We start from the raw sequence: 24,994 nt of genomic DNA, 5'->3' as shown, positions 1-24,994 counted from the left end.
GAGGTCATTCCCCCAGGTCAGAGCTGTCACAAGCGTTCCAGCGTCCCGGATACCCCGGCAGTCGTGGCGGTCGGGACGGATCACCGCACAAGCTTGGGCCATCCAAGCACGCCGCTCCCGGCACCCGGTCGAGCGGCCCATGCCAACACCCGTACCGCACAAGGGGGATCACATGTCCACTCGCACCCACCGCACCCGCATGCTCGTCGCCGCCGCGCTCACGGCCGCCACGCTGACGTTGACGGCATGCAACAGGGGAGAGGGCGTCCAGGACGAGGGGGCATCGGCAGGATCGGCGCCCACGGCCTCCACCACGTCCTCGCCCAAGGCGAGCGGGGGAACCTCCATCGGGACGGGTCAGACCGACTCGGCGGGCCGGACCGCCGAAGGCTCGACGGGCGGCGCGGCCGGTTCGAGCGGCACGACGGGTTCCAAGGGCGCGTCGGTTTCCACGGGCGACAAGACCTCGGAGGACTCGGAGGAGCCCACCTCCACCCCCTGCTCCACCACCTCCACCCGGACGACCGCCACAGAGGTCTCCCGCCCCCTGAACCACCTTCTCCTCACCGTCACCAACACCGGCTCGAAGAACTGCAACCTCATCGGCTACCCGGCGGTCCGCTTCGGCGAGGCCCAGTCCGTCCCGCCGGCCTTCGAGGAATCCAAGCCGCAGGCGGTGGTCACGCTGGCCCCCGGAGAGTCGGGCTATGCGAGCGTCCTTCTCTCGGCCGCCGACGGCAGCGGCTCCCACGGCCACACGGCCAAGTCCCTCGCGGTCTACTTCGACAAGAGCGCGAGCGTCGCCGCCCACCCGTCACTCCCCGCGAAGGGCGTGCACGTCGACGACTCGATCCGAGTCTCGTACTGGCAGTCGACCATGGCCGACGCCCTGACCTGGTGAGGCACCGACAGCCTCCCGGCGTGAATCCGGCACGCGGCCACTGATCACAGCCGACAGCAAGAAGGCCCGGGTCAGATGACCTGGGCCTTCGCCATGGAGCGGGTGACGAGAACCGAACTCGCGCTCTCAGCTTGGGAAGCGACGGCGCTCGCGAAGGCACATAGCTGCTGACCCGCGGGGATTCATTGTGGAGGTGCTGTTGCGCGGGCCTGATCGCACCGCTGTCGACCGTGGTTGTCCGCTCTTACGGGCACGGATAGGGCACGGCGTCGTCGACCTGTACCGTCGGCAGCGCCCTCGGGCTCTCGGGGCGCCGTGCCGTACGCGGGTCAGTTCAAGCGTGTACGCACGGTATTGCGTGCGCAATTCATCGGTCACCTCCGGCGCGTCTTAGCTGTAGTTCTTGGTCTTCATGGGCTGGACAGGGTTGCGTGGTCGCGGTTGCGGTGTTGCTGTTCCAGCGGCGGTGGGCCTCGGCAAGCGTCCAGCAGTTACGCGTGTCCTCTCACGCGCCAGCAGCCGAGGCTCACGGCGAGGGCAGCCCACAGCTTCCCCATCGCCGCCATCCACGCCTGCTCGGCCTCCACGGTCACCTGGTCCTTGATCGTCTTCACACACGCTCATGATCATGGCGGCTGTTCGGCTGCCCGCAGGTACCACAGCCGATCAGGGCAAGCCCGTCAATGAGCAAGAGCCGCGGCTGCTGGGTCTGTCTGCCCGACGTTCCGGAAGGTAGCTTGGTGGAGAAGGCCCCTGAAGGAGGGCGATTCGATGCCGTGGTTCGTATGGCTGCTCGCCGCCGCGGCGCTGGGTGTCGCGGAGTTCTTCACCCTGACACTGGTCTTCGGGTTGCTGGCGGGCGCTGCGTTGGTTGCCGCCGTGGTCGCTGGTGTGGGCATCGGCCTTCTCGGCCAGCTCGTGGCCCTGGGGGCAGCAGCGGCGGTCGGCCTCGTCATCGTCCGTCCTGTCGCGCTGCGGCATATGACAGAGCAACCCCTCATACGCGAGGGCAGTGACGCGCTGATCGGCAAGCGGGCCGAGGTCATGCAGGAGGTCACCGCGACCCGCGGCCTGATCAAACTCTCCGGCGAAGAATGGTCCGCCCGCGCCCTCGACGAGAGCCTTGTGATCCCGGTGGGAGCGTTGGTGGATGTCATGGAGATCGAAGGTGCCACGGCCATCGTCTACCCCCGCGAACTCCTTCCGTGAACGGCTGAACCCATAGCAACGGAGGCACTGTGGATCCAGTTGTCATCCTCACTCTTGTGGCGGCCATCGTTGTCGTCTTCCTCGTGGCCTCCACTGTGCGGATCGTCCCGCAGGCGCGCCGCTACAACATCGAGCGGTTCGGCCGATACCGCCGGACGCTGCAGCCCGGCCTGAACCTGGTCCTGCCGGTGGCGGACCGCATCAACACCAAACTCGACGTGCGCGAGCAGGTCTATTCGTCCGACCCCAGGCCGGTGATCACCGAGGACAACCTCGTGGTGAACATCGACACCGTGCTCTACTACCAGATCACCGACCCGCGGGCGGCGGCCTACGAGGTCGCCGATTACCTCCAGGCGATCGATCAGCTCACCGTGACCACGCTCCGGAACGTCATCGGCAGCATGGACCTGGAGGAGACGCTCACCTCGCGTGAGGAGATCAACTCCCGGCTCCGCGCCGTCCTCGACGACGCCACCGGCAAGTGGGGCATCCGGGTCAACCGCGTCGAGATCAAGGCCATCGATCCACCGCACACCATCAAGGAAGCGATGGAGAAGCAGATGCGGGCCGAGCGTGACAAGCGCGCGGCCATCCTGCACGCCGAAGGGGAGCGGCAAGCCAAGATCCTCACCGCGGAAGGCACGAAGCAGAAGGACATCCTGGAGGCCCAGGGCACGCAACAGGCCATGATCCTGCGGGCGGACGGCGAGGCCAAGGCAGTGGAGCTCGTCTTCCAGGCCGTCCATCGCAACAATGCCGACCCGAAGGTCCTGGCCTACAAGTACCTCGAGACGCTCCCGCACTTGGCGAGCAGCGACAACAACACCTTCTGGGTGATCCCGGGGGAGCTGACCGAGGCGGTTCGGACCGTCACCCGTGCGTTCGGTGACCAGTCGACGGCAGGCCCTCCCATTGTGCAACCTGAGGAGGCAGCCACCGCCGACGATGTCGACACGTCGGACGAAATCCGGATTCCGCAGCTCGGTGCGGGCTCAACGGTTTCCCTCGACGCCGCCACGGCTGCTGACGAGGCCGAGAAGCAGGCCGCCGCCGCGGTGAGCGACGCCAAGGCGGAGGCCGAGGCTGCGAAGTCGCCCCAGGTGCCGCGCCGGGGGCGGACGTCCGGCGATTGAGCCCACCCTCGGCTGTCGCCAGGGACAACCGTGAGGCGCGGATGCTGACCGAGATGATGTCGCAGCTGTCAACCGAGAACTGCTGGACACCGCGCCCTCTACCTGCCACGTCGCGGACCGCCGAACCAGCCCGCTGAGTTGAGGCGGGTGTGCCCGACGACGTGCGGTTCACCACCAAGCCCGCACTCGGGGCGAGCAGCAGCCCGTTCCCGACGGAGAGCATGAGGGCGATCACACCACGCCCGCCGACTCCTGCCGGCGCGGAGTTCCGAGGGTGCTGCTCTCGTGACCGTGCCCCAGGCGGAGGACGAATCCCGGGCCCGCGATGCTTTGGGGCTCCGGTCGGCCACCTGGCCGGAGCCCCGCGAGGGCGACGACATCCCGCGTATGCCATTTTCAATGGCATACTCGCATCATGGCTGACGAAGACGAGGGCTTCCTCCCTGGTGACGGTCCCAGCAGCGGCATCTCCGTCACGCTGACCGCCGGCACCTTGCAGGCGATCCGCGAGCGTGTCGGCAAGCGGGGCGTCTCGGCGTACCTGGAGAAGGCGGCCCAGCGGCAGATCGAGCGCGACAACCTCGACGAGCTGATCGCAGACTTCGACCAGGTGCACGGCCCGGCCGACCCGCAGGCCGTGGCGGTCAAGCGCGCCCGGCTCACCGGCGGCGCCTCGGACGCCGGGGCGGCAGCGTGAGCGGTGCCCTGGTCTTGGACAGCGAGGGGCTGGCGAAGGCCGTACAGCGCGACCGCGAGATCCACGAATGGCTGACTGCCGCCCGCGACGCGGACCTGCCGGTGATCACCTCGGCCGCGGTGCTGGTCGAGGTGATCCACCCGAAGATCAACGACGCCGCACTGAAATGGACCCTGTCCCGCCTGCGCGTCGAGCCGGTGACCCAGGCCGTCGCGCACTCCGCTGCCGCCCTGCTGCGGACCGCGGGGCTGCACGGCCACAAGTACGCCATCGACGCCATGCTGTGCGCGGCCGCCCTGCAGCACCCGGGCCGGGTGACGGTCCTGACCTCCGACGTAGAGGACATCGGACTGCTCACCGCCGAGCATCCACGCGTGAGCGTCGAGAAGGTCTGAACTGACCCCTTCGGGACTGTAAGCGGCGTCACCGTTCGAAGGACGTCCGGCGGCCTACCGTCGTGTGGACCCCTCCGCCCCCGAAAGGGGTGGAAGGACATGATGCGCGCCGCGCCCCCCGAACCCTCCGCCCTCCCGACGCCGCAGCAGACCGCCACGCCGACGCCGCAGCAGACCACGCCCCCGGACCCCGACGGTCAGCCCCACGACCCCGCCTGGCAGCTCACCGCCGTCCACGACCTCACCGCCCAAGCCGGGCAAGAAGAAGAGCGGCAAGCCCAAGCCGAAGGGCTGACACGGCTCCAGCGCCGGCCGTGGCCCGGGCGGTGACACGGGGGCGGGCCGGAGCCCCCGCAGGGGTTCCGGCCCGCCCGGATCTTCCGAGGACGGTGCCGCGTCAGCGGAAACGGACCCGCACGCTGTCGCGTGCCGTCTCGGTGCCGCGTTCCACCAGACGTACGACGATGGTGCGGTGGCCGACGCCGTAGGAGGACGTGGTCAGCCGGAACGACCAGTCAGCGAGACCCTCGGCGGGACGCCAGGCGGCCGGCTCCACGGGAGCGTTGCGGCTGACGACCTGCCACTCGACGCGGGCATCCGGGACGACCCGGAAGCCCGTCCGTGTGGCCTGTGACGGAGTGCCGTCCCGCACCGCGCGGGCGTACAGCACGTGTTCGCCCACCCCGAGACGCCCGGCATCGGCCCGCCAGGTGCCGGTGGCCTCGTCGAGCTCCGCGGAGAGCGGGGAGGCGAAGCCGGCGTCGTCCACGGACACCTGCACGCGGCGGGTTTCCGGACGGCCGCCGACACCTTCGGGGTCGGTCCCGGCATCAGGGAAGGTGTACCGGCCGCCGACCACGACCGTCTCGCCCTCGCGGACCTCGCCGTCCGCGGGTGCCTCGATGGTGGCGCCGAATGCGAGGCCGGAGGGCGGCAACGCGGCCGGGTCGACCGTGAGCCTCGTTGCGTGGTCGCCCTCGTATCCCACCGAGAGCAAGACGGTGGTGTCGGAGAGCAGTTGGACGGTCAGCTGCTCCCCGGTGAAGGCGTGCCCGGCGGTCTCGAACTCGATGGTGAGTTTCGTCCAGGAGCCGGTGACCGGCTGGGCCATGGCCTTGCCACGGCCTATCTCCCGGTCGGTGGCGAGCAGGACGACGGACGGGCCCACAAGGGCTGCCGGGGCCCGTGTCCGCACATACAACTCGGACCGGACCCGCGATCCTGCGGCGAGCGGCCCGTCCAGGGCGTCGGTCGACGGGTGAGCGGCGGTCGGCAGATACGGCGCTACGGAGGACAGGGTGTCACCGACGGGGCAGCCGTCCGCGTCACCCGCCCGGTCCGTGCGGTCCATGGTCCGCTCGCCCGAACAGTCGGGCCCCTGGTGCAGGTAGTAGCTGAACGACTTTTCCGGGTACGGCTCTTGGTCCGTGCCGGCCTGTTCCGCGCCGGCCTGCTGGGCGGCGAGGGTCCTGCGCAGTGCGCTCAGCGCGCCGTCGAGCGTCGCCACGTCGTCGAGGCCCGTCGAGACGCCGCCCGGCAGCGGCGCGGGGTCCTCGGTTCCGTCCCCGTCCCGGTCGTAACCGCCCCAGATGCTGTCCCGTATGGCCCGGTCGGCGGCGAAGAAGTCGTCCTCGACGGGGCGTTCGGGGAGCAGGGCCCGGCCGAGCAGTACGTCCGTGGCGCGGCGCGCGGTCTCGGGTGTGGCGGCACCGTAGCCCTCGAAGAGGACGTTGCCAGCCGTGTGCGGTGAGGCGAGCGGCCAGCTCGCGGACGGCAGATTGTCCTCGCCGAGCGGGAAGGAGTTCTTCAGGACGGCCTCGCGCAGCTCACCCCGGGTCAGCCTGCCGTCCTTGAGGTACACGCTCCCGTCGAGCGCGTCGCCCTCGGCGACGACCTGGCCGCTCTTCTGTCCGGCTCGGGCGTCACCGATCGCCTCGCGCACCCGCTGAAGTGTCGTACCGAAAACGCCGGCCGTGTACGGCGTTGCGGCCGAGGTGCCGCTGAACTGGTCCTGGCACAGGACACCGGTGTGGCAGGCCGAGGGAAGGCTTCCGATGCCCCAGGACGACAGATGCACGGGCACTCCGTCGCCGACGACGGCCCGCTGGTCGTCGCGGCGCAGCGCGCCCACGGTGATGTTCCAGTCGGGTCCGGTCTGGTCCGAGTGCCAGGTGCTGACGGGCACGTCGAAGGCGTTGCCGACGCCGTTGCCCGCGGCGAACAGGACGGTCTGGCCGCGCTCGGCGGCCTCCTTGGTGACTTCCTCGCCGCTGATCACGGGGCCGACGGGGGCGCCTCCCACGTACCCGAAGGAGTGCGAGGTGACGTCGACCCAGGGGTACTTGGTGGCGACCGTCTCGTCGAGCCCCTCGACCATGACGAGCAGGCAGGTCGGACAGTAGCCGTAGCGGTTGCCGGCCGAGACGGAGGCGGAGCCGGTGCCGTGCCCGTGGTCGTCGAGGACCGGATGGGCGCCGTCGACGCTCGACGAGTACGCCCCGATGATCTTCGTTCCGGGGATCCAGTGGAGCTGTCCGCCCTTCACCCGTTCGCCGGTCCACAGATCCTTGTCCTCCTCGGGCAGATAGCCCTTGCCGAGGGTGACGGGGATCGCGGGGGCGGAGGCCGGGTAGCCGGGGATGTACTCCGAGGGGTGCCGGGTGAAGTTCTTCGTCAGCGCCAGCACATCCGGGTCGGGGTAGGTGCGGGCGGAGAACTCGAGGTGGTAGGGGTTGATGCCGGTGTCGGCGATGCCGATGACGGTGACCGGCGGTGCCGCGTCCAGCCGGTCGGCGTCACCGACGAGCACGGAGGTGGTCTCGCGCCGTTCCAGGCCCCGGGCGTCGGTCGCCTTGAGGGTGACGAGGTGCCGGCCGTCGGGCAGTTCCGGGGTGACGGTGGTGCCCGTACCGTCGTCGAAGCGGCCGTCGCCGTCCAGGTCCCAGGCCGCGTCCACGGGGTCCGTGCCGCCGGTGATCGTGCCGCTGAGACGTTGCTCGGTGCCCGTCTCGAACCTGTACGGGCCCCCGGCCTTCACCTCGGGCCGCGGGTCGGCGGTGACCCTGCGGGCGACGACCCGCGCGGTCACGTCGGCCGTGACAGTGGCCCATTTGACCGCTATGACCTTCAAGGTGCCCTCGGCCGGGTCGGCCACGGACGTCTTCTCCGGATGCCCGGACGATTCCGACCTCGCCACCACCGTGCCGGACGGGTCGGTGACGCGCAGGTCGTAGTCCTGCTCCGGCGTCGTCCAGGACAGGGTGACGTCCAGGGACCGTACGCCGGAGGGCACTTCGAAGGGGAACTCGACGCTCTGGTCGGCGGGGAAGACGCCGGGCGTCGGGTCGTTCCTCGTCTCGTCGAGCAGTTCGCTGCTCGTCTCCTCGCCCACGACGGCCTTGACGGTGTCACTCGTGACGGCGCCCGCGGCATCGGTGACGGTGAGCCGGATGTCGTACGTGCCCGGGGCGAGTCCCGTCGTGTCGAAGGCGGGGCTCGCCGAGTCCGCGCCGGTGAGCCTGCCGTGCTCGGCGGTCCAGGCCCAGGTATAGGGAGCGGTACCGCCGTAGGCGCTGCCGAGGAGCGGCGCCTTGTCACCTGCGGTGACGAAGGGGCTGTCGCCCGCGTCGGCGTGCAGCGGTGCGGGATCGGCGGGCGACCCAGGGGCGCCGGTGCGGGCCGTGCCGGCCACGTCCACCGTGCCGCTCAGCGGCTGCTTGACCGTGCCGTCCTCGGTGACCCGCTGGCCGCCGACCGAGGAAACCGTGACATCCGGGCCCTCCGCCGCGGTGGCGCCGGTGAGGGGGAGCAGCGAGAGGGACAGGGCCAGCGAGGCGACGGCGGCGAGGCGCCGGAAGCGTATGCGCGCGCGTCTCATCAGCTCTTGCTCCACTTCTGCGCGCAGGTCTTCAGATCGGCCTTGACGCGCTGGCCGCGGTCGACCACGACGGGCACCTGTTGCAGGACCTTTCCGTTCTTCTCGCAGGAGAGCGTCCAGTTCTCGACGAGTCCGCCGACCTCCTCGGTGGTGGCGTCGTAGAGGGAGGCGGTGAGCGACCAACTCGGCGCCGCGGACGCCCAGTTCTCCACCCGCAGCACGTAGTCGCCCTGCACGGGGGAGTCGAGGAGCACGCGTTCCTTCTCGCCGACGGAACCGGTGGACCGTCCGACCTCGGTGAGGGCGCCGTCGGCGTTCCTGCGCAGCACGTACAGGTCGAGATCGTCCGGGGTGGGCCAGTCGAGCCGCACCTCGAGGAGGTCGGCGGCCCGGTCGACGGTGAATTCCCGCTCCGTGGGCTGCGCGGGCAGTGTCGTACCCGTGTACGTCTGCCGCTTCAGCGGCTCGGAGTCGACCACCCGGATCTGGCGGGCCTTGACGACGGGCCGGGTGGAGGGGTTGACGTGCCAGGTGTAGCCGCCGCCCGCGCCGACGGTCATGGTGGTGTCGACGGTGTCCGCGACGGTGCCGGACCAGGTGGGCGTGGCGAAGGTCTTCTTCAGCCGCAGCGTGGCTCCGGCGGGCGCCTTGCCGGTGATGACCGAGTGCGCCGCCGGGTCGACGGCGTTCTCCAACGCGAGCAGGAACGCCTCACGGTTGCCCTTCCCCGCGTACTCGCCCGCGCCGAGGTATTCGTCGACGACCTCCGGGAACGGCGGGTGGAACTCGTCGGGCCCGATCTCGAAGGTGTAGCCGTAGCCGCCGGTCGCGTTGTACGACCAGTCCTCCGTGGTTCCGGTGGTGTCGTACAGCTGCCAGCTGTGCTGGCTGGTGTAGCCGTTCTGCGCCGCCATCCGGTCACCGAGTTCCTTCATCGCGGCCTCGTCCGGCGGGTCGCCGAGGGACAGTCCGTCGGGACCGGTGGTGTCGGGCGCGACGCCGTTCGGGCGCAGCACCAGATTGGAGAAGGTGTGATTGGTGATGAGCCCGGTGACCTGCCGCCCGCTGATCAGCTCGCGGATGTTCTGCGTCTCCGGCTCGGAGAACGGCCCGGCACCGCGGTAGGTGGCCTGCACCGGCTCGGCCGCCGCGCCTGGACCGCCCCAGAAACCGCCGTAATTGCGGTTGAGGTCGACGCCTGCGCCGAAGCCGCCGGGGCTGCTCGCGAGGGCGCACTCGTTCGCGAGCGGGGCCAGGCCGTCGGCCATACGGCAGTTCTTGCGTTTGTACGCGTTGCCGGGCGTGGCCAGGACGGACCCGGTGCCGCCCTCGTCGATGCCGCGCAGGTCGACCAACTGCCCGTCGTTGAAGGACTTCTCGAAGCCGTCGACGTTGACCACGGGCACGACGAGCACCCGTGCCTTCTTCAGCAGGGAGGTGATGCGGTCGTCCCTGCCGTAGTTGCGGACCAGGTCGAAGGCGAACTCGATGGCGTGCTCACCGGAGGGCCACTCACGGGCATGGTGCAGCCCCATCATCAGGAAGACGGGCCGGCCGTCCTCGGGGGCGTCCACGTCGTGCGCGATCTCCACCGCGTACACGGGCTTGCCCTCGAGGCTCTTGTGCGGCAGGGCGAACTTCCTGACCAGACCGGGGTGTTGCTCGGCGAGGCGGTCCATGTCGGCGTTGTAGTCGGCGAACCCGCGGTAGCCGTCCCGTCCGGAGGGCAGCGGCGAGGTCGTGGTGGCGGCGGCGTAGGTGCGGTTCGCCGCGTTGACGTCGGACTCGCGTTGCACCAGGTCCGGTATTCGAACCTGCCAGTCGAAGCCCGCGCCGGCCAGCGCGAGGGCGTCGTCCGCATGGTGCAGGACGACCTCGACATAGTCGTGTCCGGCGTGCTCGGTCAGGTCGACGCCGAGGGCGACGAGGCGGTCCTTGTCGGCGCGTGTCGGGGTACTCACCGTCACCAGTTGCGGGCGGAAGCCCTCCGCCGCCGCTGCGGCCGGTGCCGGCGAAGCGGGCGCCGGCCCACCGCCGGCCACGACAGCGGTCACCACCACGGCGCAGGCGATCAGTCTGCGTCTGCGAGATCGTCGGGATGAACCAACCACATGAACTCCTACTCGCCAGGAGACACGCCGGCTGTCCCGGGCGCGCCTTGTGGGCGGCCGGTTCACCGGGCGTTGCCCGATCATGTGGGGGTGGCGGACAGAACCTACCCCTCCGGACACAGCTGGTACACAGGTTCGCGTGAACAGGAGAGCGGAATCCCGACGCACCATGGTCGGGCCCGAACGCCGTACGAGGTCTCACCGGACACCGGCCACCATGGAGCTGGGTGAGCTCGTGGGCGGCCTCACGGCGACTCATCCTTGCGCTGGTACTCCAGTACTGGCGACGGGGTGATTCACCGGTGTGCGCCGACGGTTCGATACTCGGCCCCCCGACCTGGGCGAGCTCCGCGTCGAAGGGGCAACCGAGACGGCGCGACCGGCCCCGAGGTGGGCGAGCAGGCCGGCGTGCAGTTCGATCACCTCTCGGGGTACGGCAAGCGGGTTCGCGTTCGCCGTGCCCGACCATGACATCGACCTCTACAAGGTCTTGGTGCGCTGAGGGGTAGCGGCGAACGCGCCGGAGCATGGCTGACGGCCGCGGCCTTCTCGGATGGCAGCTTCACGGGACGGATCTCTGTCATCGTCGTGGTGCGCCCCGACGCGATCGCTCCAGACGGGGGACCGCTCCTCTGGAACTTCCGAGGAAAGGCGTGTGCCCGATCTTCGGGCGCTGCACATGCAGAGAAACGCAGACTGCTGACCTGACCCTATGAGGGCCGGGCCCCCTTCCCTGCTCAGCCCGGCGATACCTATCGTCCGGGTATGTACGGGCTCAGGAAGGAGGCCCTCGATGTCTGTCTACGTCGGTATCGACGTGCACCGCAAGCGGTCACAGATCGCGGTGGTCGAGGACGACGGTGCGGTGCGGGCCAACCGCAACGTGCCCAACGGGGTCGAACCGGTCCTGTCGGTGATCGGGGATCTGCCGATCGGCGCCCCGGTCGCCTTCGAGGCCGCCTACGGCTGGGGCTGGCTGGTTCAGCTGCTGGAGGACTACGGCTTCGAGCCGCATCTGGTCCACCCGCTGCGCTGCAAGGCGATCGCCTCCGCGCGGCTGAAGAACGACAAGGTCGACGCGGCCACCCTGGCCCAGCTGCTGCGCGCCGATCTGCTGCCGGAGGCGTGGATCGCCCCGCTGGATGTGCGGCAGCAGCGCGCGTTGGTGCGGCACCGCTGCCAGCTGGTGCGGTTGCGCACCCTGCTGCGCAACCGGGTCCACGCCGTCCTGGCGGACTACGGCTGCGACCGTCCCGGCAGCTGTTTCACCGCTCCGGGCCGCATCTGGCTCGACAGCCTTGATCTGCCCGACGCCTCGCGCCGCGTGGTCGACGACCTCCTGGTCCTGATGGACGCCCTCAAGGAGCCGATCGACACGGTGGACCGGCAGCTGCTCGCCACCGCACGGGGCGACCCCCGCATCAAAGCGCTCACCCGGCTGCCGGGGGTGGGCGTACTCACCGCGCAGGTCATGGTCACCGAGATCGGTGACGTCACCCGCTTCCCCTCCGCCCGCAAGCTCGCCGCCTGGGCCGGACTGACCCCCACCGTCCGCGCCTCGGACCTGACCGTGCGGCACGGACACATCTCCAAGCAGGGCTCCAACTGGCTGCGATGGATCCTGTGCGAGGCCGCACAGAGCGCCAAGCGGTCCCCGCAGTTCGCCCCCGCCTACCAGCGCCTGGCCCGCCGCCGCGGCAAGAAGATCGCCACCACCGCGATCGCCCGAAAACTGCTCACCCACGCCTACCACCTGCTGCGCGCCGTCCCGGCCCGGCAGGACCACCGGGGGGCGCGATGACAGCAGCACACGACAACCGCCACAGGCGGTCGCAAACCCCGGGCGAGCTCGCAAAACACCATGAGACGGCCCTGTGGCCGCGCTCGATGACCTGACTGAGCAACCCGGATCCCCGCACCATGGTCATGGCGCCGGCCTGCGGCCGGACGCCGAATGGGTGTGTGTGAGACCACTCCGCCGACCAGCCGGTACCGGGGATGACAACGACCGTTTCTGCCAACATCCGTGACGCTTCCTCGGCCTCCATTCTCGGCCGCCGCTCGTCGGCGTCCAGCTCGTTCGTCCTCGCCCCGCTCGTCCCTCGCGGGGCTCCGGGCGCTCCAACTGGACCCCTCCCACGCGGCGGCCCCCCACAAAGACCGCGAGGAAGGTCCGCAAGGAAAAACGCCCCGGCATCCCACCGAAAAGCCGCAGGCGGGGGCCGTCTACGCCCCCTTGACAGGCCCGGCCCTCATGGGTGGGGCTTTGAGGAGAGCGGGTGACGAGAATCGAACTCGCGCTCTCAGCTTGGGAATGCGATGGCGCTTGTGGAGTTGGATAGCTTCTGACCTGGGAGTATGCGCTCTGGCACGGCGCCCGGAAGCGCAGGATCGCACCCCTGTTGGCCGTGGTTGACCGGTCTTACGGGCACGCTATGGGCACGCCGTCTGATCGGAGTCACGACTGCCTCAGCTTCGCGGTGCGCTCCTCCGGGCCCCCGAGCTGGGCATCACCTTCGTCGCCCCCGACGGCCGGTTCGGGCCACAGCTCGCCGACCACGCCCGCCATGCTGCCGACGGCCGGCTGCGCGTCCGTATCGACCAGAGCTACCCGCTCGCCGACGCCGCCAAGGCCCAGGAACTCGGCGAATCCGGCCACCCGCGCGGCAAGCTGCTCCTGCGCCCACAACAGGCGGCCGGGCCGTAGACGGCAAGTTCTGCCAGCTCGCTGAACGTCGGCTGCAGCTCCTCCGTGAGCCGGACCCCGTCAGGCGCTCCGCGAGGGCTGGGACCGCCGGCTTGATGTCAAAACCGAACGGGCCGTCGCCGTGAGGTGGAAGCCGACGTCGCGCATGGCGGCGTTGAGGGCGTCGGGGTGGAGCCGGTCCGGTGGTGGCTGGGCCACTCGAAGGCGATGCGCAGCTCGCTGTTCTCGAACCAGTGGAAGAGATGGACGGGCTTGCCGTCGATGAACGAGTGCGTGACGGCGCGGGTGTCGGCCGAGAGGGCTTCGAGGAACTCCGGAGTCATGCCCACGCCGCCGCCGAATTCCAGGGCAAGGGTCCAGTCGCCGCCCAGGCCGAGCCCCGCACGCGGCCGACCGCCTACTGCGGCTGTGTCGCGATCTGGATCAGGTTGCCGCAGGTGTCGTCGAAGACGGCGGTGGTGACGGGGCCCATCTCCACGGGCTCCTGGAGGAAGCGGACGCCGAGGCCGCGCAGCGGGACACCGCGTCCACCGGAACACCTGATAACAGGTTTTTCGACAGGCACATCTGTGCGATCATCGCTTGGTTTCGCCGCGCGCCGCCCTCGACCCGCAGTCACGAAGGGCCCCGGCATTCACCCGCGTCGCTCGACGCCGTCCCTGGGGGGAACGCAATGCCCTACCGCTTGTGTACGCGCGGGAGATCCGCGGCGTACACCGCACTACTGTTCACGCTCACCCTGTCGGTCCTGCTGTCGGCCCTGCTCCCGGTCGGCGCGGCACAGGCGTCCGACGGCGCCACTACCGCTGCCGCGTCCGATGCCACCACATCGGCCACCGCGACCGACAGCACCGCATCGTCCGCTCCGGCCGCCACCGCTGCCGAGGACTGCGCCGTCCTCCCGCTCGCCCCCTTCGGCGACCCGGGTTCCGCGGTGGGCAAGGCGACGGTCCTCGCCGACGGCAGCGCCTGCTTCACCTTCACCGCCGAACAACCCGGCCTGCACCGCGTGTTGACGGACAGCACCGCGACGGACGCCCAGGTCTTCGACGGTGAGACCCAATTGGACTGCTACGACGCCACCTGGGGCCGCGGCTGGTGCACGCTGCCGCGCGCCGGTGCCTTCACCCTGAAGGTCGTCAACACCAGCTGGGGGACCGGGAGCCGCGAGATCCCCGTGACCGTCACCCCGCTGGCCACCACCGCAGGCTGTGCGGAGGAGACCGGCACGTCCTGGGACCTTCCTCCGGTCACCGGCTCCGCGGCCTCTCGGCTCGGCCTCGTGTGCCATCCGTTCACGGGAAAGCCCGGCGAGCGGATCACGGTCGACTTCCGTACCGACACGTACGGCGAGAGCGTCAACTGGATCACCGATGAGACTGGTGCCCATATCTGCCCGCACTTCAACGAGGACGACAGCGACGGGTGTGTGCTGCCCGGCGACGGGCCGTACCGGGTGCTGGGGCACGTCAGGCAGGCCGAGCGCGGCTTCCCCGCCCCGTACACCCTGACGATCCGCCGGCTGTCCGACCCCGCCGGTTGTGCGCGCGTCCCCGTGAACGCGTACAACTCGGCGCCCACCACCGTGGACCCGGCCACCGGCTGCAAGATCTTCACCGCCCCGGCCGCGGGACGGTACAGCGTGTACGAGGTGACCGACGGCGCCCGTTCCAGCCTCACGGTGTACGACCGTGAGGGGAAGACCGTGTGCGTCGGCTGCGGCGTCCCCGCCGGTGACTACACCGTCCTCACCGACCACGCCACCCTCATCCTCGACCGCGCCGGAACCGCCGGCTGCGAGCCCGTCGAACTCGGCACCTACAAGGGCACCTTCACCACGGCGGGTGAGATCGACTGCCTGACGCTGCCGCTGCCCGAGGGCGCCCGGATGGCCGCGCTGACGCCCCTGAGCGGACCGGCCCCGCAGCCGGACGTCGTGGTCGTCGACGCCGACGGCGTCCAGCGGTGCAACTGGGAGTCCCTCGGCGCGGGCACCTGCGCGCTGACCGGCTCGGCTCCGTTCCGCGCCCTGGTGTCCACCGACGACAGCACGGCGACCGGTTCATACCGCATCGCCCTGCACCGCACGGACGCGGCGAGCGGCTGCCCGGTCGTCCCGGCGGGCGACTTCACCTCCGACAGCGCCGCGGCCCGGTTCCGCACCGGCGACGGCGTCTTTTCGCACTGCCTGTCCATCCCGGCCGACGACCACAGCGCGGTGGAGAACCTCCAACTGCGGGCCGTCTCCGGCACCTCCACCGCCGAGTTCTCGGTGCTGGACGCCGACGGCAAGCAGGTCTGCGACGTCTGGGCCTCCCTGTCCACCTGGACCACCTGCGCCCTCGCCCCGGGCGTCGCGCACACGGTGCTGGTCACCGGCCGCGACACCTCCGCCGAGTACACCCTCGCCCGGCGTGACGTCACCGCCACCGCCAAGGGCTGCACGGCGAATCCGGCGACCGCGGTGGACGGCCCGTCCACGGGCGGCACTCCGGCGGCTCCCGGCCTGCTGCTCTGCCACCAGGTGACCACCGCCGACACCGGGGACACCCTGCACCTCGACGTCCGCGATCCCCTGGGCACCGCCAACATCCTGGCGTACGACGCCGAGGGCGACGCCGTCTGCTCGTACCGCAACAAGGCGTGTGCGGTCACCGGCTCCACCAGCTACCAGGTCCTCGTCACCGTCCCGACGAACCTCAAGGCCGCCGAGTCCTACCGGTTCGACGCCCTGCGCATCGCGACGTCCGCCGGGCCGGCCGCCGAGTGCGCCAAGGTCCCGAACGTCAGCTACGGGTACGGGCCGGTCACCGGCACCCTGGACGAGCAGCACACCGCGGTCTGCGCCGCGCTGCCCACCGCGTACCGTGACTCCTTCGACTTCGTGGTCAGCGACACCGCGGGTGGCACCCAGACGGCCGTCCCCGCGCTGTACGACGCGAGCCTGGACAACAACTGCACGCTGTACATCCCGAGCGGCTACCGATGCTCCGTGAGTGAGCCGTACACGACGGACGTCACCCCGAGCATCCTGGTCGTCGGACTGCCGGAGAAGGCGTCGCAGACCACCTACAAGGCGGAACTCGTCTGTAGGTCCTTGCTTTGCGGGACCGAGAAGGTCAGCGTGGGCACGGTCACGCCGACCAGCGGCGTCAGCGGTACCGCAGCCACGGTGACCGTGACGGGCACCGCCCTGCACGAGGACGACAAGGTACGGATCAGCCTGTCCGGCAAGACGATCGAGTCCACCACCACCTCGGTGGCGGCCGACCGGAAGTCCCTGACGGCCGTTCTGGACCTGACCGGACTCGCCCCGGGCGACTGGAGTCTCAGCGTCATCACCCACAACGGCTGGGAATACCCGCGCGGCACCTTCACCGTCACCCCGGCCCCGCTGAAGAACACCGCCGCCCCGACCGTCACCGGCATCGCCCGGGTGGGCTCCGAGCTCACCGCCAAGCCCGGATCCTGGACGCCGACCCCGGACTCGTACACCTACCAGTGGAAGGCCGACGGCAAGGCGATCTCGGGGGCCACCGCCTCCACGTACCTGGTGCCCGCCTCGCTGCGCGGCAAGAAGCTGACCGTGGCCGTCACCGCCCGCAAGAGCGGCCTGCAGAGCACGACGGCCGAGTCCTCCGCACGCGTCATCGCGGCGGCGCCAAGGGACCACACGGGCGCTGGTTCGGTGCCGGACGGCGTCGGGGATCTGCTGACGCTGACCTCCAGCGGCTCGCTCACCTTCCAGCATGGTTCCGGTACGGGGGCCTTCTCGGGCAAGACCAGCGGCTCGGGCTGGTCGACATCCGTCAAGGTGGTGCCGTTCGGGGACGTGAACGGCGACCGGTGCAACGACGTGCTGGTGCGGATGGCCGACGGCTCCCTGCGGGCGTACCGGCCGGGCTGCGGGAAGGCGGTCACGCCGTCGACGCCGTACGTGTCGCTGGGCACGGGCTGGAGCCAGTACAACGTGCTGACCTCGCCGGGGGACATCACCGGTGACGGGCGGGCGGACCTGATCACCCGTAACTCCTCCACCGGCACGGTGTACCTGCACAAGGGCACCAGCGACGGGAAGCTGGCGGCGCGGGTGAAGTTGTACGACAACTGGAAGGGCTACAAGAAGATCATCGGCGTCGACGACCTGAACGGCGACGGCCACGGCGACCTGCTCGCCCAGGACTCCTCGAACGAGCTGTGGCGCTACAACGGCACGGGGACGGGGAAGTTCACGGCCCGGGTGAAGGTGTACGACAACTGGGGTACGGCGTACAACGCCGTCGTCGGCGTCGGGGACATCACCCGTGACGGGAAGGCGGACCTCGTCTCCCGGGACACCTCCGGCAACCTGTGGCGCCACAGCGGCAACGGCAGTGGCTCGTTCTCCGCCCGGGTGAAGATCGCCACCGGATGGCAGGGCTACAAGGAGCTCTTCTGATCTGACGTCGTGAGAGTACGAGGGAGGCCCCGACCGTGACAGGTTGGGGCCTCTCTCGTACTCAGAGACGGAGACGGAAGACCAGCAGCGAAGCCTCCTGGTCGTTGCGGGGACTGGCGCTCTCCCGGTGGTGCGCCACCTGCCCCACCAGTCTGGACAACAAGCGACCCCCAGGAACATGCCCGGCAGCGCGCTGGGCGGAAGCTGCGTGGCGGCAAGTGGCATTCCACGTCTCTGAGAGACGTGCTTTACACCCCTGCCGTTCGCGGCTGGCTGGTGCAGGCCGTTCCCGGACAGAAGCGCGGAGCCATCCACAATCAGCCTGTCCTTGACGCCGAAGGCAAACCAGTGTCGGCAGGGCCGGAAATCCTCAGCGCCGAAACCTGGGCGGCAGTGCGCGCCATTCTCGACGGCAAGGCAAAGGGGCGTGGCGCTGATCGAACCGGTAGGTCACTGCTCCTGCATGTGGCGCACTGTTCGGAATGCAACGGACCCCTGTACCGGCAACGCCGTGCCGTAAACGGGAAGGATTACAGCACCTACGTATGCCGGAATGGCGTAGGCAAGCGAGGAATCCACAAGCCCAACGTCATCATTGCCCGCAATGTTGAAGAGTTGGTGACAGCCGACTATCTGAGGCGCTTCGGCAGCTTTGAGCTGATGCGCTGGGCTGAGCCTGACGGCAGCGCAGTGCTCCAACTCTCCGAAGTAACTCAGCAGATTGAGCGACTGGCAGGGAACCTTGCGCAGCTCGACCCGAACGGCACTGCGGCATGGGCAGTCATCGAACAGCTAACGGCGCTGGAAAAGCGGCAGGCGGAACTACAGGCGGAAGCCGAACACGCCGAAGGCCGCTGGGTTGCCACTGGTAAAACTATCGCTGAGGAATGGGAACAGCGGAGCGAAGAGGGGCGGCGCGCAATGCTCGCTGATTTGGGGGCACAGGTGGTTATCCGTCCGGCCACGCCCGGCGCACCGAAGAGGTTTGACCCTGAGCGGATTTCCGTGAGCTACCAAGGTCCTGAATGGCGGCGCGAGTTGAACCCAGCGGAAGCCCACCTGATTGAACTTGCGATGGAAGAGGTGCTGTCGGCATGAGGTGGACTGAGGACCCGGCGCTTGAGCGGCAGATTGAAATGCGCCGGATCACGCGGAAGCTGGACGCCCTATACGCCGCTCAGGCGGCCGGAGACAGCAGCGTCCTGACTCGGCAGCGCGTTGAGCGCCTGGAAGCGCTACAGCAGGCGCTCATGGGCTTCCCGGCGGCGCTGGCCCAGTAGCCCCGGGACCTTCTGAGAACTGCCCCGTTGGTCACAGTGACCGGCGGGGCTTTCTCGCGCCCTGTGCGCCCCAGTGCGCCACGCCTGCGGCGGGCTCGGCGAAGGCGGGCACGTACCTCGTCGAGGCGAAGGCTCCGGGCCTGGCCAAGGCGCAGACATCCTTCGTCCTGGAAAACGACTAGGCGGCTTCGTTTGGATCACCGGGCTGACCAGAGGAAGATGCCCGCGACGTGGAGTCCGGCCAGGCAGATGGTCGCGGTTTCTCGTAGCGGGTGGCGATGCAGCCCGCTGGGCTGCGCCACTGCTTCAAGCGGTTGATGCACCGCTCGACGGTGTTGCGCTGCTCATAGGCCTCGCGGTCGAAGGCAGGTGGCCTGCCGCCGCAGCTGCCCCGACGCAGCCGGTGGCCCCACTGATCCGTCGGGACGGGGATCGCCGCCGAAGCATCCGCCTGGGCCATCAGCGCGGTGAACACCCGTTCCCACGCGCCGTCCACGGCCCACATCCGCAGGAGGCTGTAGACAACGTACGACCGCCTGTGGCCCGCCTCCTCCGGAAGCGGGCCACAGGCCTTGCGTTGGTCGCGTGCGTGCGTGTCGGCTTGTCCGTCAGCGCAGGCCGCGCGATGCGAGCAGGCCGCAGGCGCTTGTCGTGCTGTCGCATGCGGCGTTCCCCGCCGCCAGCATGGCGCGCGTGCCGGGTATGCCCTCGAGGTTGAAGACCGCGCTGCCCTCGCTCGTCGAGGTGAGGTCCGCGGGAAGCTGCTCCTCGGTCCAGGCGGTGCCGTTCCAGCGGGAGAGCACCGTGTGCGGGGTGCCCACGGGCCAGCCCGCGACCCACACGGCTCCCGAGCCGTCGGTGCCCGCGGCGTTCACCTCGTCGACGCCGGGGACGGGTACCGGGTGCCACTTGTGGCCGTCCCACCGGGTGGCCAGCAGACTGCTCGGCGTGCCCATCTGGTTGGGCTTGCCGAAGACGAAGACATCTCCGCGTTCCGTGGTCACGGCGTGGTTGGCAATCCAGCCGCCGTCGGCCTCGGAGGGGGTGGGAACGGTCTTCACCGTCCAGCGCCGGCCGTCGAAGTGGTAGAGCAGGGGTGTCGCGGTGCCGTTGTTGTCGGCCCGGGCGGTGACCCACACGTCGTCGGGGCCGGTGCCGGTGATGGCCCAGGGCTCGACCCGGCTGCCGTCCGGTGCCGGGGGCAGGGCCGCCTTCCGCCACGTGTCGCCGTCCCAGTGCTCCAGCTGCCCGGCGAACTCGTTCGTGTCCGGGTTCCAGTCAAAGGTGGTCAGCCACACGGAGTCCGGGCCCATGGAGGTCAGTCTTGCGACGAAGCGGATCCAGCCCTCGGCGGGCGCCGGACGCGTGAACCGTGTCCACCGGGTGCCGTTCCAGTGCTGGAGCACGATCGGGCTGGCCGTCGCGGGACCGGCGCCGCTGCGGAGCCGGTCCCCCACAAGGCCCGCGAGGTGGTCCGGGATACGCGCGGAGGAGGTGGTACTCCCGAAGGCGTCGTTGTATGTTCCGGCGACCCAGACGTCGTTCGGGCCCGAGGCGGCCACCGCGTCCAACTGCGCGGGCCTGCCGTCCGTCCTCACGGGCGGTACGTCGCTCCACCGGGTACCGTCCCAGTGCCTGACCAGCGGGGTCGCCGTCCAGGATTCGTCGATGGTCTTGCCCACCACCCACGCGTCGGTCCTGCTCGTCGCCTCGACATCGAAGAAGTCGCTCGACTGAGCCTGGGCCAGCGGCATGGCGAGCTTCCAGGGTGTCCCGGAGGGGGCGGCCTGGGTCGCGGTCTGCGCCTGGGCGGCCCACGGGGTGAGGGCGAGGGCACAGGCCGCGATCGAGGTGGCGATACGGACCCTGCGTGAGCCCAGCAGTCGTGCGGACGCTGTCATCTATCCGTTCCTTTGCGGTGTGTTCCGTCACCGGCCCAAGGCATCGGTGTCCTGGGCCGGGAGAGGGAGAGGGAGAGGGAGAGGGAGAGGGAGTTCGGGCGTGCCGGGTCTCGCCTCATCCGGATTCAGCGCCGCGCGTTCTGCGGCACCGTGATCTGCTTCTCGGCCCAGCCCATTCGGGTCGTTGCCTCGTAGTTCACCGCCGTGCCCGCCTTCAGCCCCGCTTCTTGCGACTCGGCCGACGGTTCCGCCAGGACGCTCTGCCTGGAGAGCAGCGCGGCGCTGGACGGGTTCACGACGATCTGCTCCTCCACGCTTCCCAGCGGCGTCCGCCACTTGGTGGCGAGCGCGAAACCGATGCCCTCGCGACCCAGCGGGTCGACGGTGGACCCCAGCGCGCGGATGCCCGGCAGCTGTGCGATCACCTGGTACGCGGCAGCTCGTACGGCAGGCTGTACCGGCATGGTGACGAGGTTGACGGCCTGTTGGAACACGTAGTTCGTGCGGCCTGCGCCCGTCTCGGCACTGCCGGCCTGCTCGTACAACCGCTCCAGCAGCCGACGCAGCTCAGTGCTCCCGGTGGGGAGTTCACGCAGATCTTGGGAGGAGACGTTCTTTGGGCCGAGGGCGTAGATCTTGCCGTCGAAGTCGGTCCGCATGACGAGCGGCTGGTGGGTGCCCATCTGGTACCCCAGCGCCTTCCGTCCGCCCGGCACGTTCACGGACTTCGCGGTGCGCGGGGAACCTGCGGCCCGCCAGCGGGCCTTGTCCTCCGCGGTGCGGGGCCCGGTTTTGGCGTCCAGATTGCTGACCATCAGGCTTTTGGTTCCCGGGTGCACGCCCACCGACCACTTGCTGGTCCCGGTCGAGTGCACGGAGTAGCGCTGACCCGGCTCGCCGACGACGTCCACGTTCTCGGTCCGCGTGGTCACCTGCCAGTACGTTCCCTCGTCGGCGGCGGCAGCCTCCACCTTCTCCGCCACGCTGAGCAGTTCGAGGCGGCCGCCCGGATCAGTCGTTCCTGTGGACGGCGCCGATGCGCCCGCGCCTGCGTGCGGTTCCTGCTGGGCGGGGACGCCCACGACGACCGCGGACGTCGCGAGGACCGCGACGGCACCGAGCGGCACGAGCCAGGCACGCGGTCGCATCAGGATGCGTCTGCTGGCTCCGTCCGGCGCATCGAACGTGATCCGGGCCAGGTCCTCGCGCTGCCGTCGGGTACCCGCCAAGCGGGACGGGTCCAGTTCGGCGGGCCGGGCGTTTGCGAGCACCGTCATGACGTCGCGCGATCGGGCCCGTTGGTACGGCTTCTTCATGTGAGTGTTCCTTCCGGTCGGTCGGCTGAGCGGGCTCAGCCGTGATCATCCGGCGGCGCTGCCTGTGCGGGTGGCGGGCGCACGGACCGGGTGCTGCCGTTTCTGGGCCATCGGTACGGACACGGCCGCCAGCGCCTGTTCCAGACGGCGGCGGGCCCGGTGCAACCGGACAGTCAGCGTCGCGGTGGTGCAACCCAGCACTCGTGCGGCCTGCTTGGGGCTCAGCCCGTGCCAGGCGATCAGGGTCAGCAGTTCCCGGTCGGCGTCGGACAGCCTTGCCAGCGCCTGAAGAGCGGCGTCGCGGTCGGTGACGTCCACGGCCACGTCGCCCACGTCGGTCCGGCCGCCGGAGTTGATGCGCTGTGCTTCCTCGACGGCCAGGGCGTACTGGCGGCTGTCCCGGCGACACAACTCCCGCACCAGATTGCGGGCCACCCCCAGGAGCCAGGGCAGCGCGGGCTCCGGGAGGTGCCGCATCCGCCGCCAGGCGACGGTGAACGTTTCGCTGGTGATGTCCTCACCGACCTGCCGGCCCACCCGGCTCGTGGCATAGGCGAGTACGCGCGGATAGCACTCCTCGTAGACCTCCCGGAAGCGTTGGGCTTGGCTCACACGCCTCTCCTCGTCTCGGCTCATTCACCAAGGAATGGCTGCGGCGGTCGGCTTCTTACAGGCAGGCAACAAAAAAATCCGTGCCGCTGAGGAGAACAGGAGGACAGATGTGCCCTTACGCGACCGGCGCAGCGTAGTGGGCCTTGACCACGTCGGGCCCACGTGGGGCGCTTCCTGCCGGTCAGGGCCGCGTCCTGGCCAGTGTCGCCGTTGAGGTCGTGCTGGAAGAAGGCCGTCGTGTAGGCGACCCGGCGTTGCTCGTCCTCGGTCAACTGCCTCTGGTCCGACCCGAGTCCGGCTCGCCCTCGATGTCACTGTGGCGCGGGATCCGGCAGTGGCCGGCCTTCGAGCCGCTGGCGGACGAGGTGATCCCGGGACCTGTTCCCGTCCTCAAACGCGACGACTCGGGGCGTAGTCACCTGCTCTGACTGCTGTCGGACCTCCGGCAGTTGCTATATCCGTACGACGGCGCCGCCAGGCGAACGACCAGGTCGGACGGGCTCCTACCTGGGGCCGAGAACGGTGTCGGTGCCCGCTTCCTGGCGCCCGGCGGCCCGGCCTGCCCCACGACGCGGCTCTGACCGCAAACTGCACAGACTCTGCGTGCCGCAGGGAGTGGGGACCTGCACAGGTGGCGCGTGCCGCAGGGAGTGGGGACCTGCACAGTGCGTGCCGCAGGGAGTGACGAAGCCGCACGGATTCTGCGCCCCGCACAGAGTGTGCGCGTCCGTACCGATCAAGCCGCACAGATGCGGGGAACTGCGGCCGGCGAACGCCATCACCGACGACGGCCCGGTCTGTCTGCGCTGCTACATGGCCCCGCCCCGGCTCTGTGACGTCTGCCAGCAGATCAAGCCGATCAGAATCCGCAAGCCCGAGGGCGAGCCCGCGATCTGCGGAGACTGCTACCGCGGTCCCAAGCGGACCTGCGTCCAATGTGGCCAGGTCCGGCACGGCTTCACCCGCCGCGAGGGCGACTTCTACTGCACCTCCTGCCGCGAGCACCCGTGGCTGCCCTGCGCCACTGACAACGGGACCATGATCCGAACGAAGCGGCCTGACTCCGTCGGAGCTGACGAGCACTCCAACGCCCCTCGCGGCAGCCGAAAAGTCAGTTGCTACTCTACAAGGCCAAGGCTTTGGTGATCAGATCTTTGGCTGCGTCTCCGTAGCAGGCGGCCTCGCTGAGCGCGCTGAACGCCTTGTCATGCAGGGCGATTTCGTCCGCATCAGTGATGTCCACGCTGGTGGAAACGGGTTCGTAGTGGGCTCGGCCACCGTCGTACATGGCGAATCCGGTCATGGGATGGACGGCCACTTCGGCTGTGGTGGGGAGGATGCCGAGGGACAGCGAGGGGAGGTCGATGTCTCGGAGGAGCCGCTCCATCTGCCCCCGCATCACCTCCGGCCCGAGGATGCTTCCCAGCTGCGGACGGGCACCGCACCGCGCGCCATGGCCACCTGGCGTCATCTCGCCATCGGCGCCCTCCGCCTGGCCGGCAAGACGAACATCGCCCCCGCACTGCGGCACAACGCCCCCGACGCCCGCCGACCGCTCGCCCTGCTCGGACTCACATGATCACGAACTGGACATCACAAGACTTTGCCGAAGCCCTGGTCCGTGCGCCATTCAACTACGGGTGAAATTCTGTTTGACGCCGGACCGCCTCCACGAGATGCGCCGGAATTGTCGCGGTGGGATTCTGATGGTACGGGGCTTACATCGACGCCCTCATCAGCGATGCGGTGCCCGCCCATCGAGGTGGGCTCTGATTTCCGCGAGGTTCGAAGATGAAGCTTGCACATGCCATAACGGCTGCAGTTCTGCTGACTCCCATCTCGTTCGTGGGCATGACCCAGCCCGCTGCCGCGGCTGCGTCGGCTCCCGCCATCCCGCCGACGGCCAAGTGCACGCTGGAGCTGACGGCAGGAGGCGGATCGGTCACGGCAAACGGGACGGGATTCACCGGCGGCGCGCAGCTCCAGGTCCGAAAGCCGGATGGGACCCCGGGGACCACGGTGATTGCGGACGCCGCGGGGAATGCGACGGTACCGGGGCTCACCCCGCCGACTCCGCCGGCGAGCTACTTCCTCAGAGAATCGGTGAACAACGAGGTGAAGCAGGACGTGCGTTGCTCGACGCTCAACCTGCCCCCGGAGATGCAGGAGCTCCCCGAGCTCCCGGAGCAGGTGCCCGGAGAGCCGGGCCAGTCCGAGCAGGAGCAGGCCCGTGCGGAATTCATCCAGGGGCAAAAGGACGGGTTCGCCCTCGGCCGGTAGCTGTACGAGGCCGCCGCGCCGAAGAAGGGCGTCGCCGCCCTGGCCCCGAACTACGAACGCGGCTTCGAGTCCGGGAAGAAGAGCGCAATCGACCAATTCTGCAACTAAAACGCAAACTATCGAAACATCACAGC

22 protein-coding genes and 2 pseudogenes are annotated in these 24,994 nt (G+C 69.6%); 14 read left to right on the top strand and 10 right to left on the bottom strand.

The window, feature by feature from the left end:
- Positions 1-172: 172 nt before the first annotated feature.
- Entirely contained in the window at positions 173-901 is a 729-nt protein-coding gene (locus ACKTSN_RS22590) for a DUF4232 domain-containing protein (RefSeq protein WP_409470780.1), read from the top strand.
- A 491-nt stretch (positions 902-1,392) separates the two neighbouring features.
- Here ACKTSN_RS22590 and ACKTSN_RS22585 read toward each other — a convergent pair whose 3' ends face one another.
- A complete protein-coding gene (locus tag ACKTSN_RS22585) occupies positions 1,393-1,515 on the bottom strand; it encodes a hypothetical protein (RefSeq protein WP_409470779.1) in 123 nt (40 codons plus the stop codon).
- Positions 1,516-1,672: 157 nt separating this feature from the next.
- On the opposite strand from ACKTSN_RS22585, the gene ACKTSN_RS22580 reads away from it, so the two are divergent.
- The 5 genes from ACKTSN_RS22580 to ACKTSN_RS22560 all read left to right on the top strand — a co-directional run bounded on the left by ACKTSN_RS22580 (position 1,673) and on the right by ACKTSN_RS22560 (position 4,668).
- On the top strand, positions 1,673-2,110 hold the full coding sequence (locus ACKTSN_RS22580; protein ID WP_409470778.1) for an NfeD family protein: 438 nt from the start codon (positions 1,673-1,675) through the stop codon (positions 2,108-2,110).
- A 29-nt stretch (positions 2,111-2,139) separates the two neighbouring features.
- On the top strand, positions 2,140-3,246 hold the full coding sequence (locus ACKTSN_RS22575) for an SPFH domain-containing protein (RefSeq protein ID WP_409470777.1): 1,107 nt from the start codon (positions 2,140-2,142) through the stop codon (positions 3,244-3,246).
- A gap of 415 nt (positions 3,247-3,661) precedes the next feature.
- Positions 3,662-3,943, top strand: coding sequence for a hypothetical protein (locus tag ACKTSN_RS22570; RefSeq protein WP_409470776.1), 282 nt, complete (start codon positions 3,662-3,664; stop codon positions 3,941-3,943).
- Entirely contained in the window at positions 3,940-4,338 is a 399-nt protein-coding gene (locus tag ACKTSN_RS22565; protein ID WP_409470775.1) for a PIN domain-containing protein, read from the top strand. The genes ACKTSN_RS22570 and ACKTSN_RS22565 overlap by 4 nt, the downstream gene beginning before the upstream one ends.
- A 99-nt stretch (positions 4,339-4,437) precedes the next feature.
- Complete coding sequence (locus ACKTSN_RS22560) at positions 4,438-4,668, top strand: hypothetical protein (RefSeq protein WP_409470774.1); 231 nt, start codon at positions 4,438-4,440, stop codon at positions 4,666-4,668.
- A 67-nt stretch (positions 4,669-4,735) separates the two neighbouring features.
- Here the strand turns inward: ACKTSN_RS22560 and ACKTSN_RS22555 are convergent, their stop codons facing one another.
- A complete protein-coding gene (locus ACKTSN_RS22555; RefSeq protein ID WP_409470773.1) occupies positions 4,736-8,215 on the bottom strand; it encodes a S8 family serine peptidase in 3,480 nt (1,159 codons plus the stop codon).
- Complete coding sequence (locus tag ACKTSN_RS22550; protein ID WP_409470772.1) at positions 8,215-10,269, bottom strand: M14 family metallopeptidase; 2,055 nt, start codon at positions 10,267-10,269, stop codon at positions 8,215-8,217. Before ACKTSN_RS22550 ends, ACKTSN_RS22555 begins: the two co-directional genes overlap by 1 nt.
- 850 nt (positions 10,270-11,119) lie before the next feature.
- Here ACKTSN_RS22550 and ACKTSN_RS22545 point away from each other — a divergent pair.
- Both ACKTSN_RS22545 and ACKTSN_RS22540 read left to right on the top strand, forming a co-directional pair.
- Entirely contained in the window at positions 11,120-12,127 is a 1,008-nt protein-coding gene (locus ACKTSN_RS22545; protein ID WP_409467772.1) for an IS110 family transposase, read from the top strand.
- Between the two features lie 663 nt (positions 12,128-12,790).
- Positions 12,791-13,033 carry a zinc-binding dehydrogenase gene (locus tag ACKTSN_RS22540; protein WP_409474894.1) on the top strand — a complete coding sequence of 81 codons (243 nt, stop codon included), beginning with the start codon at positions 12,791-12,793 and terminating at the stop codon, positions 13,031-13,033.
- A 98-nt stretch (positions 13,034-13,131) separates the two neighbouring features.
- On the opposite strand, the gene ACKTSN_RS22535 is transcribed toward ACKTSN_RS22540, so the two are convergent.
- Positions 13,132-13,404, bottom strand: coding sequence for a DUF6461 domain-containing protein (locus tag ACKTSN_RS22535; protein WP_409474893.1), 273 nt, complete (start codon positions 13,402-13,404; stop codon positions 13,132-13,134).
- Positions 13,405-13,430: 26 nt separating this feature from the next.
- Positions 13,431-13,547, bottom strand: a pseudogene (locus tag ACKTSN_RS22530) (VOC family protein); the annotation flags it as partial.
- A 159-nt stretch (positions 13,548-13,706) separates the two neighbouring features.
- Here ACKTSN_RS22530 and ACKTSN_RS22525 point away from each other — a divergent pair.
- From ACKTSN_RS22525 to ACKTSN_RS22515, 3 genes are all read left to right on the top strand, one after another.
- The gene (locus tag ACKTSN_RS22525; RefSeq protein ID WP_409470771.1) at positions 13,707-17,471 is read left to right on the top strand and encodes an FG-GAP-like repeat-containing protein; all 3,765 of its coding nucleotides are present in this window, start codon (positions 13,707-13,709) and stop codon (positions 17,469-17,471) included.
- A gap of 243 nt (positions 17,472-17,714) precedes the next feature.
- On the top strand, positions 17,715-18,569 hold the full coding sequence (locus ACKTSN_RS22520; RefSeq protein WP_409470770.1) for a hypothetical protein: 855 nt from the start codon (positions 17,715-17,717) through the stop codon (positions 18,567-18,569).
- Complete coding sequence (locus ACKTSN_RS22515) at positions 18,566-18,751, top strand: hypothetical protein (RefSeq protein WP_409470769.1); 186 nt, start codon at positions 18,566-18,568, stop codon at positions 18,749-18,751. Before ACKTSN_RS22520 ends, ACKTSN_RS22515 begins: the two co-directional genes overlap by 4 nt.
- Before the next feature lie 197 nt (positions 18,752-18,948).
- Here the strand turns inward: ACKTSN_RS22515 and ACKTSN_RS22510 are convergent.
- From ACKTSN_RS22510 to ACKTSN_RS22495, 4 genes and pseudogenes are all read right to left on the bottom strand, one after another.
- Positions 18,949-19,154, bottom strand: a pseudogene (locus tag ACKTSN_RS22510) (IS5/IS1182 family transposase); the annotation flags it as partial.
- A 205-nt stretch (positions 19,155-19,359) separates the two neighbouring features.
- A complete protein-coding gene (locus ACKTSN_RS22505; RefSeq protein WP_409470768.1) occupies positions 19,360-20,652 on the bottom strand; it encodes a hypothetical protein in 1,293 nt (430 codons plus the stop codon).
- Between the two features lie 125 nt (positions 20,653-20,777).
- Positions 20,778-21,968, bottom strand: a complete 1,191-nt coding sequence (locus tag ACKTSN_RS22500) for a CU044_5270 family protein (RefSeq protein WP_409470767.1) — start codon at positions 21,966-21,968, stop codon at positions 20,778-20,780.
- Positions 21,969-22,013: 45 nt separating this feature from the next.
- On the bottom strand, positions 22,014-22,580 hold the full coding sequence (locus tag ACKTSN_RS22495) for an RNA polymerase sigma factor (protein WP_409470766.1): 567 nt from the start codon (positions 22,578-22,580) through the stop codon (positions 22,014-22,016).
- A 143-nt stretch (positions 22,581-22,723) separates the two neighbouring features.
- Between ACKTSN_RS22495 and ACKTSN_RS22490 the strand changes: the two genes are divergently transcribed.
- A complete protein-coding gene (locus ACKTSN_RS22490) occupies positions 22,724-23,008 on the top strand; it encodes a hypothetical protein (protein ID WP_385518460.1) in 285 nt (94 codons plus the stop codon).
- Between the two features lie 695 nt (positions 23,009-23,703).
- Here the strand turns inward: ACKTSN_RS22490 and ACKTSN_RS22485 are convergent.
- On the bottom strand, positions 23,704-23,967 hold the full coding sequence (locus ACKTSN_RS22485) for a Scr1 family TA system antitoxin-like transcriptional regulator (RefSeq protein ID WP_409470765.1): 264 nt from the start codon (positions 23,965-23,967) through the stop codon (positions 23,704-23,706).
- A gap of 66 nt (positions 23,968-24,033) precedes the next feature.
- Between ACKTSN_RS22485 and ACKTSN_RS22480 the strand changes: the two genes are divergently transcribed.
- Together ACKTSN_RS22480 and ACKTSN_RS22475 are read left to right on the top strand one after the other, a co-directional pair.
- Positions 24,034-24,159 carry a hypothetical protein gene (locus ACKTSN_RS22480; protein WP_409470764.1) on the top strand — a complete coding sequence of 42 codons (126 nt, stop codon included), beginning with the start codon at positions 24,034-24,036 and terminating at the stop codon, positions 24,157-24,159.
- A 272-nt stretch (positions 24,160-24,431) separates the two neighbouring features.
- Positions 24,432-24,860 (top strand): hypothetical protein, encoded by a 429-nt coding sequence (locus ACKTSN_RS22475; RefSeq protein WP_409470763.1) that lies wholly within the window; start codon positions 24,432-24,434, stop codon positions 24,858-24,860.
- Positions 24,861-24,994 lie beyond the last annotated feature (134 nt).

Source organism: Streptomyces flavusporus (assembly GCF_046267975.1).
Lineage (GTDB): Bacteria > Actinomycetota > Actinomycetes > Streptomycetales > Streptomycetaceae > Streptomyces > Streptomyces flavusporus.
The sequence above is the reverse complement of the archived record's forward strand: the minus strand, read 5'-3'. Positions and strand labels throughout refer to the sequence as shown.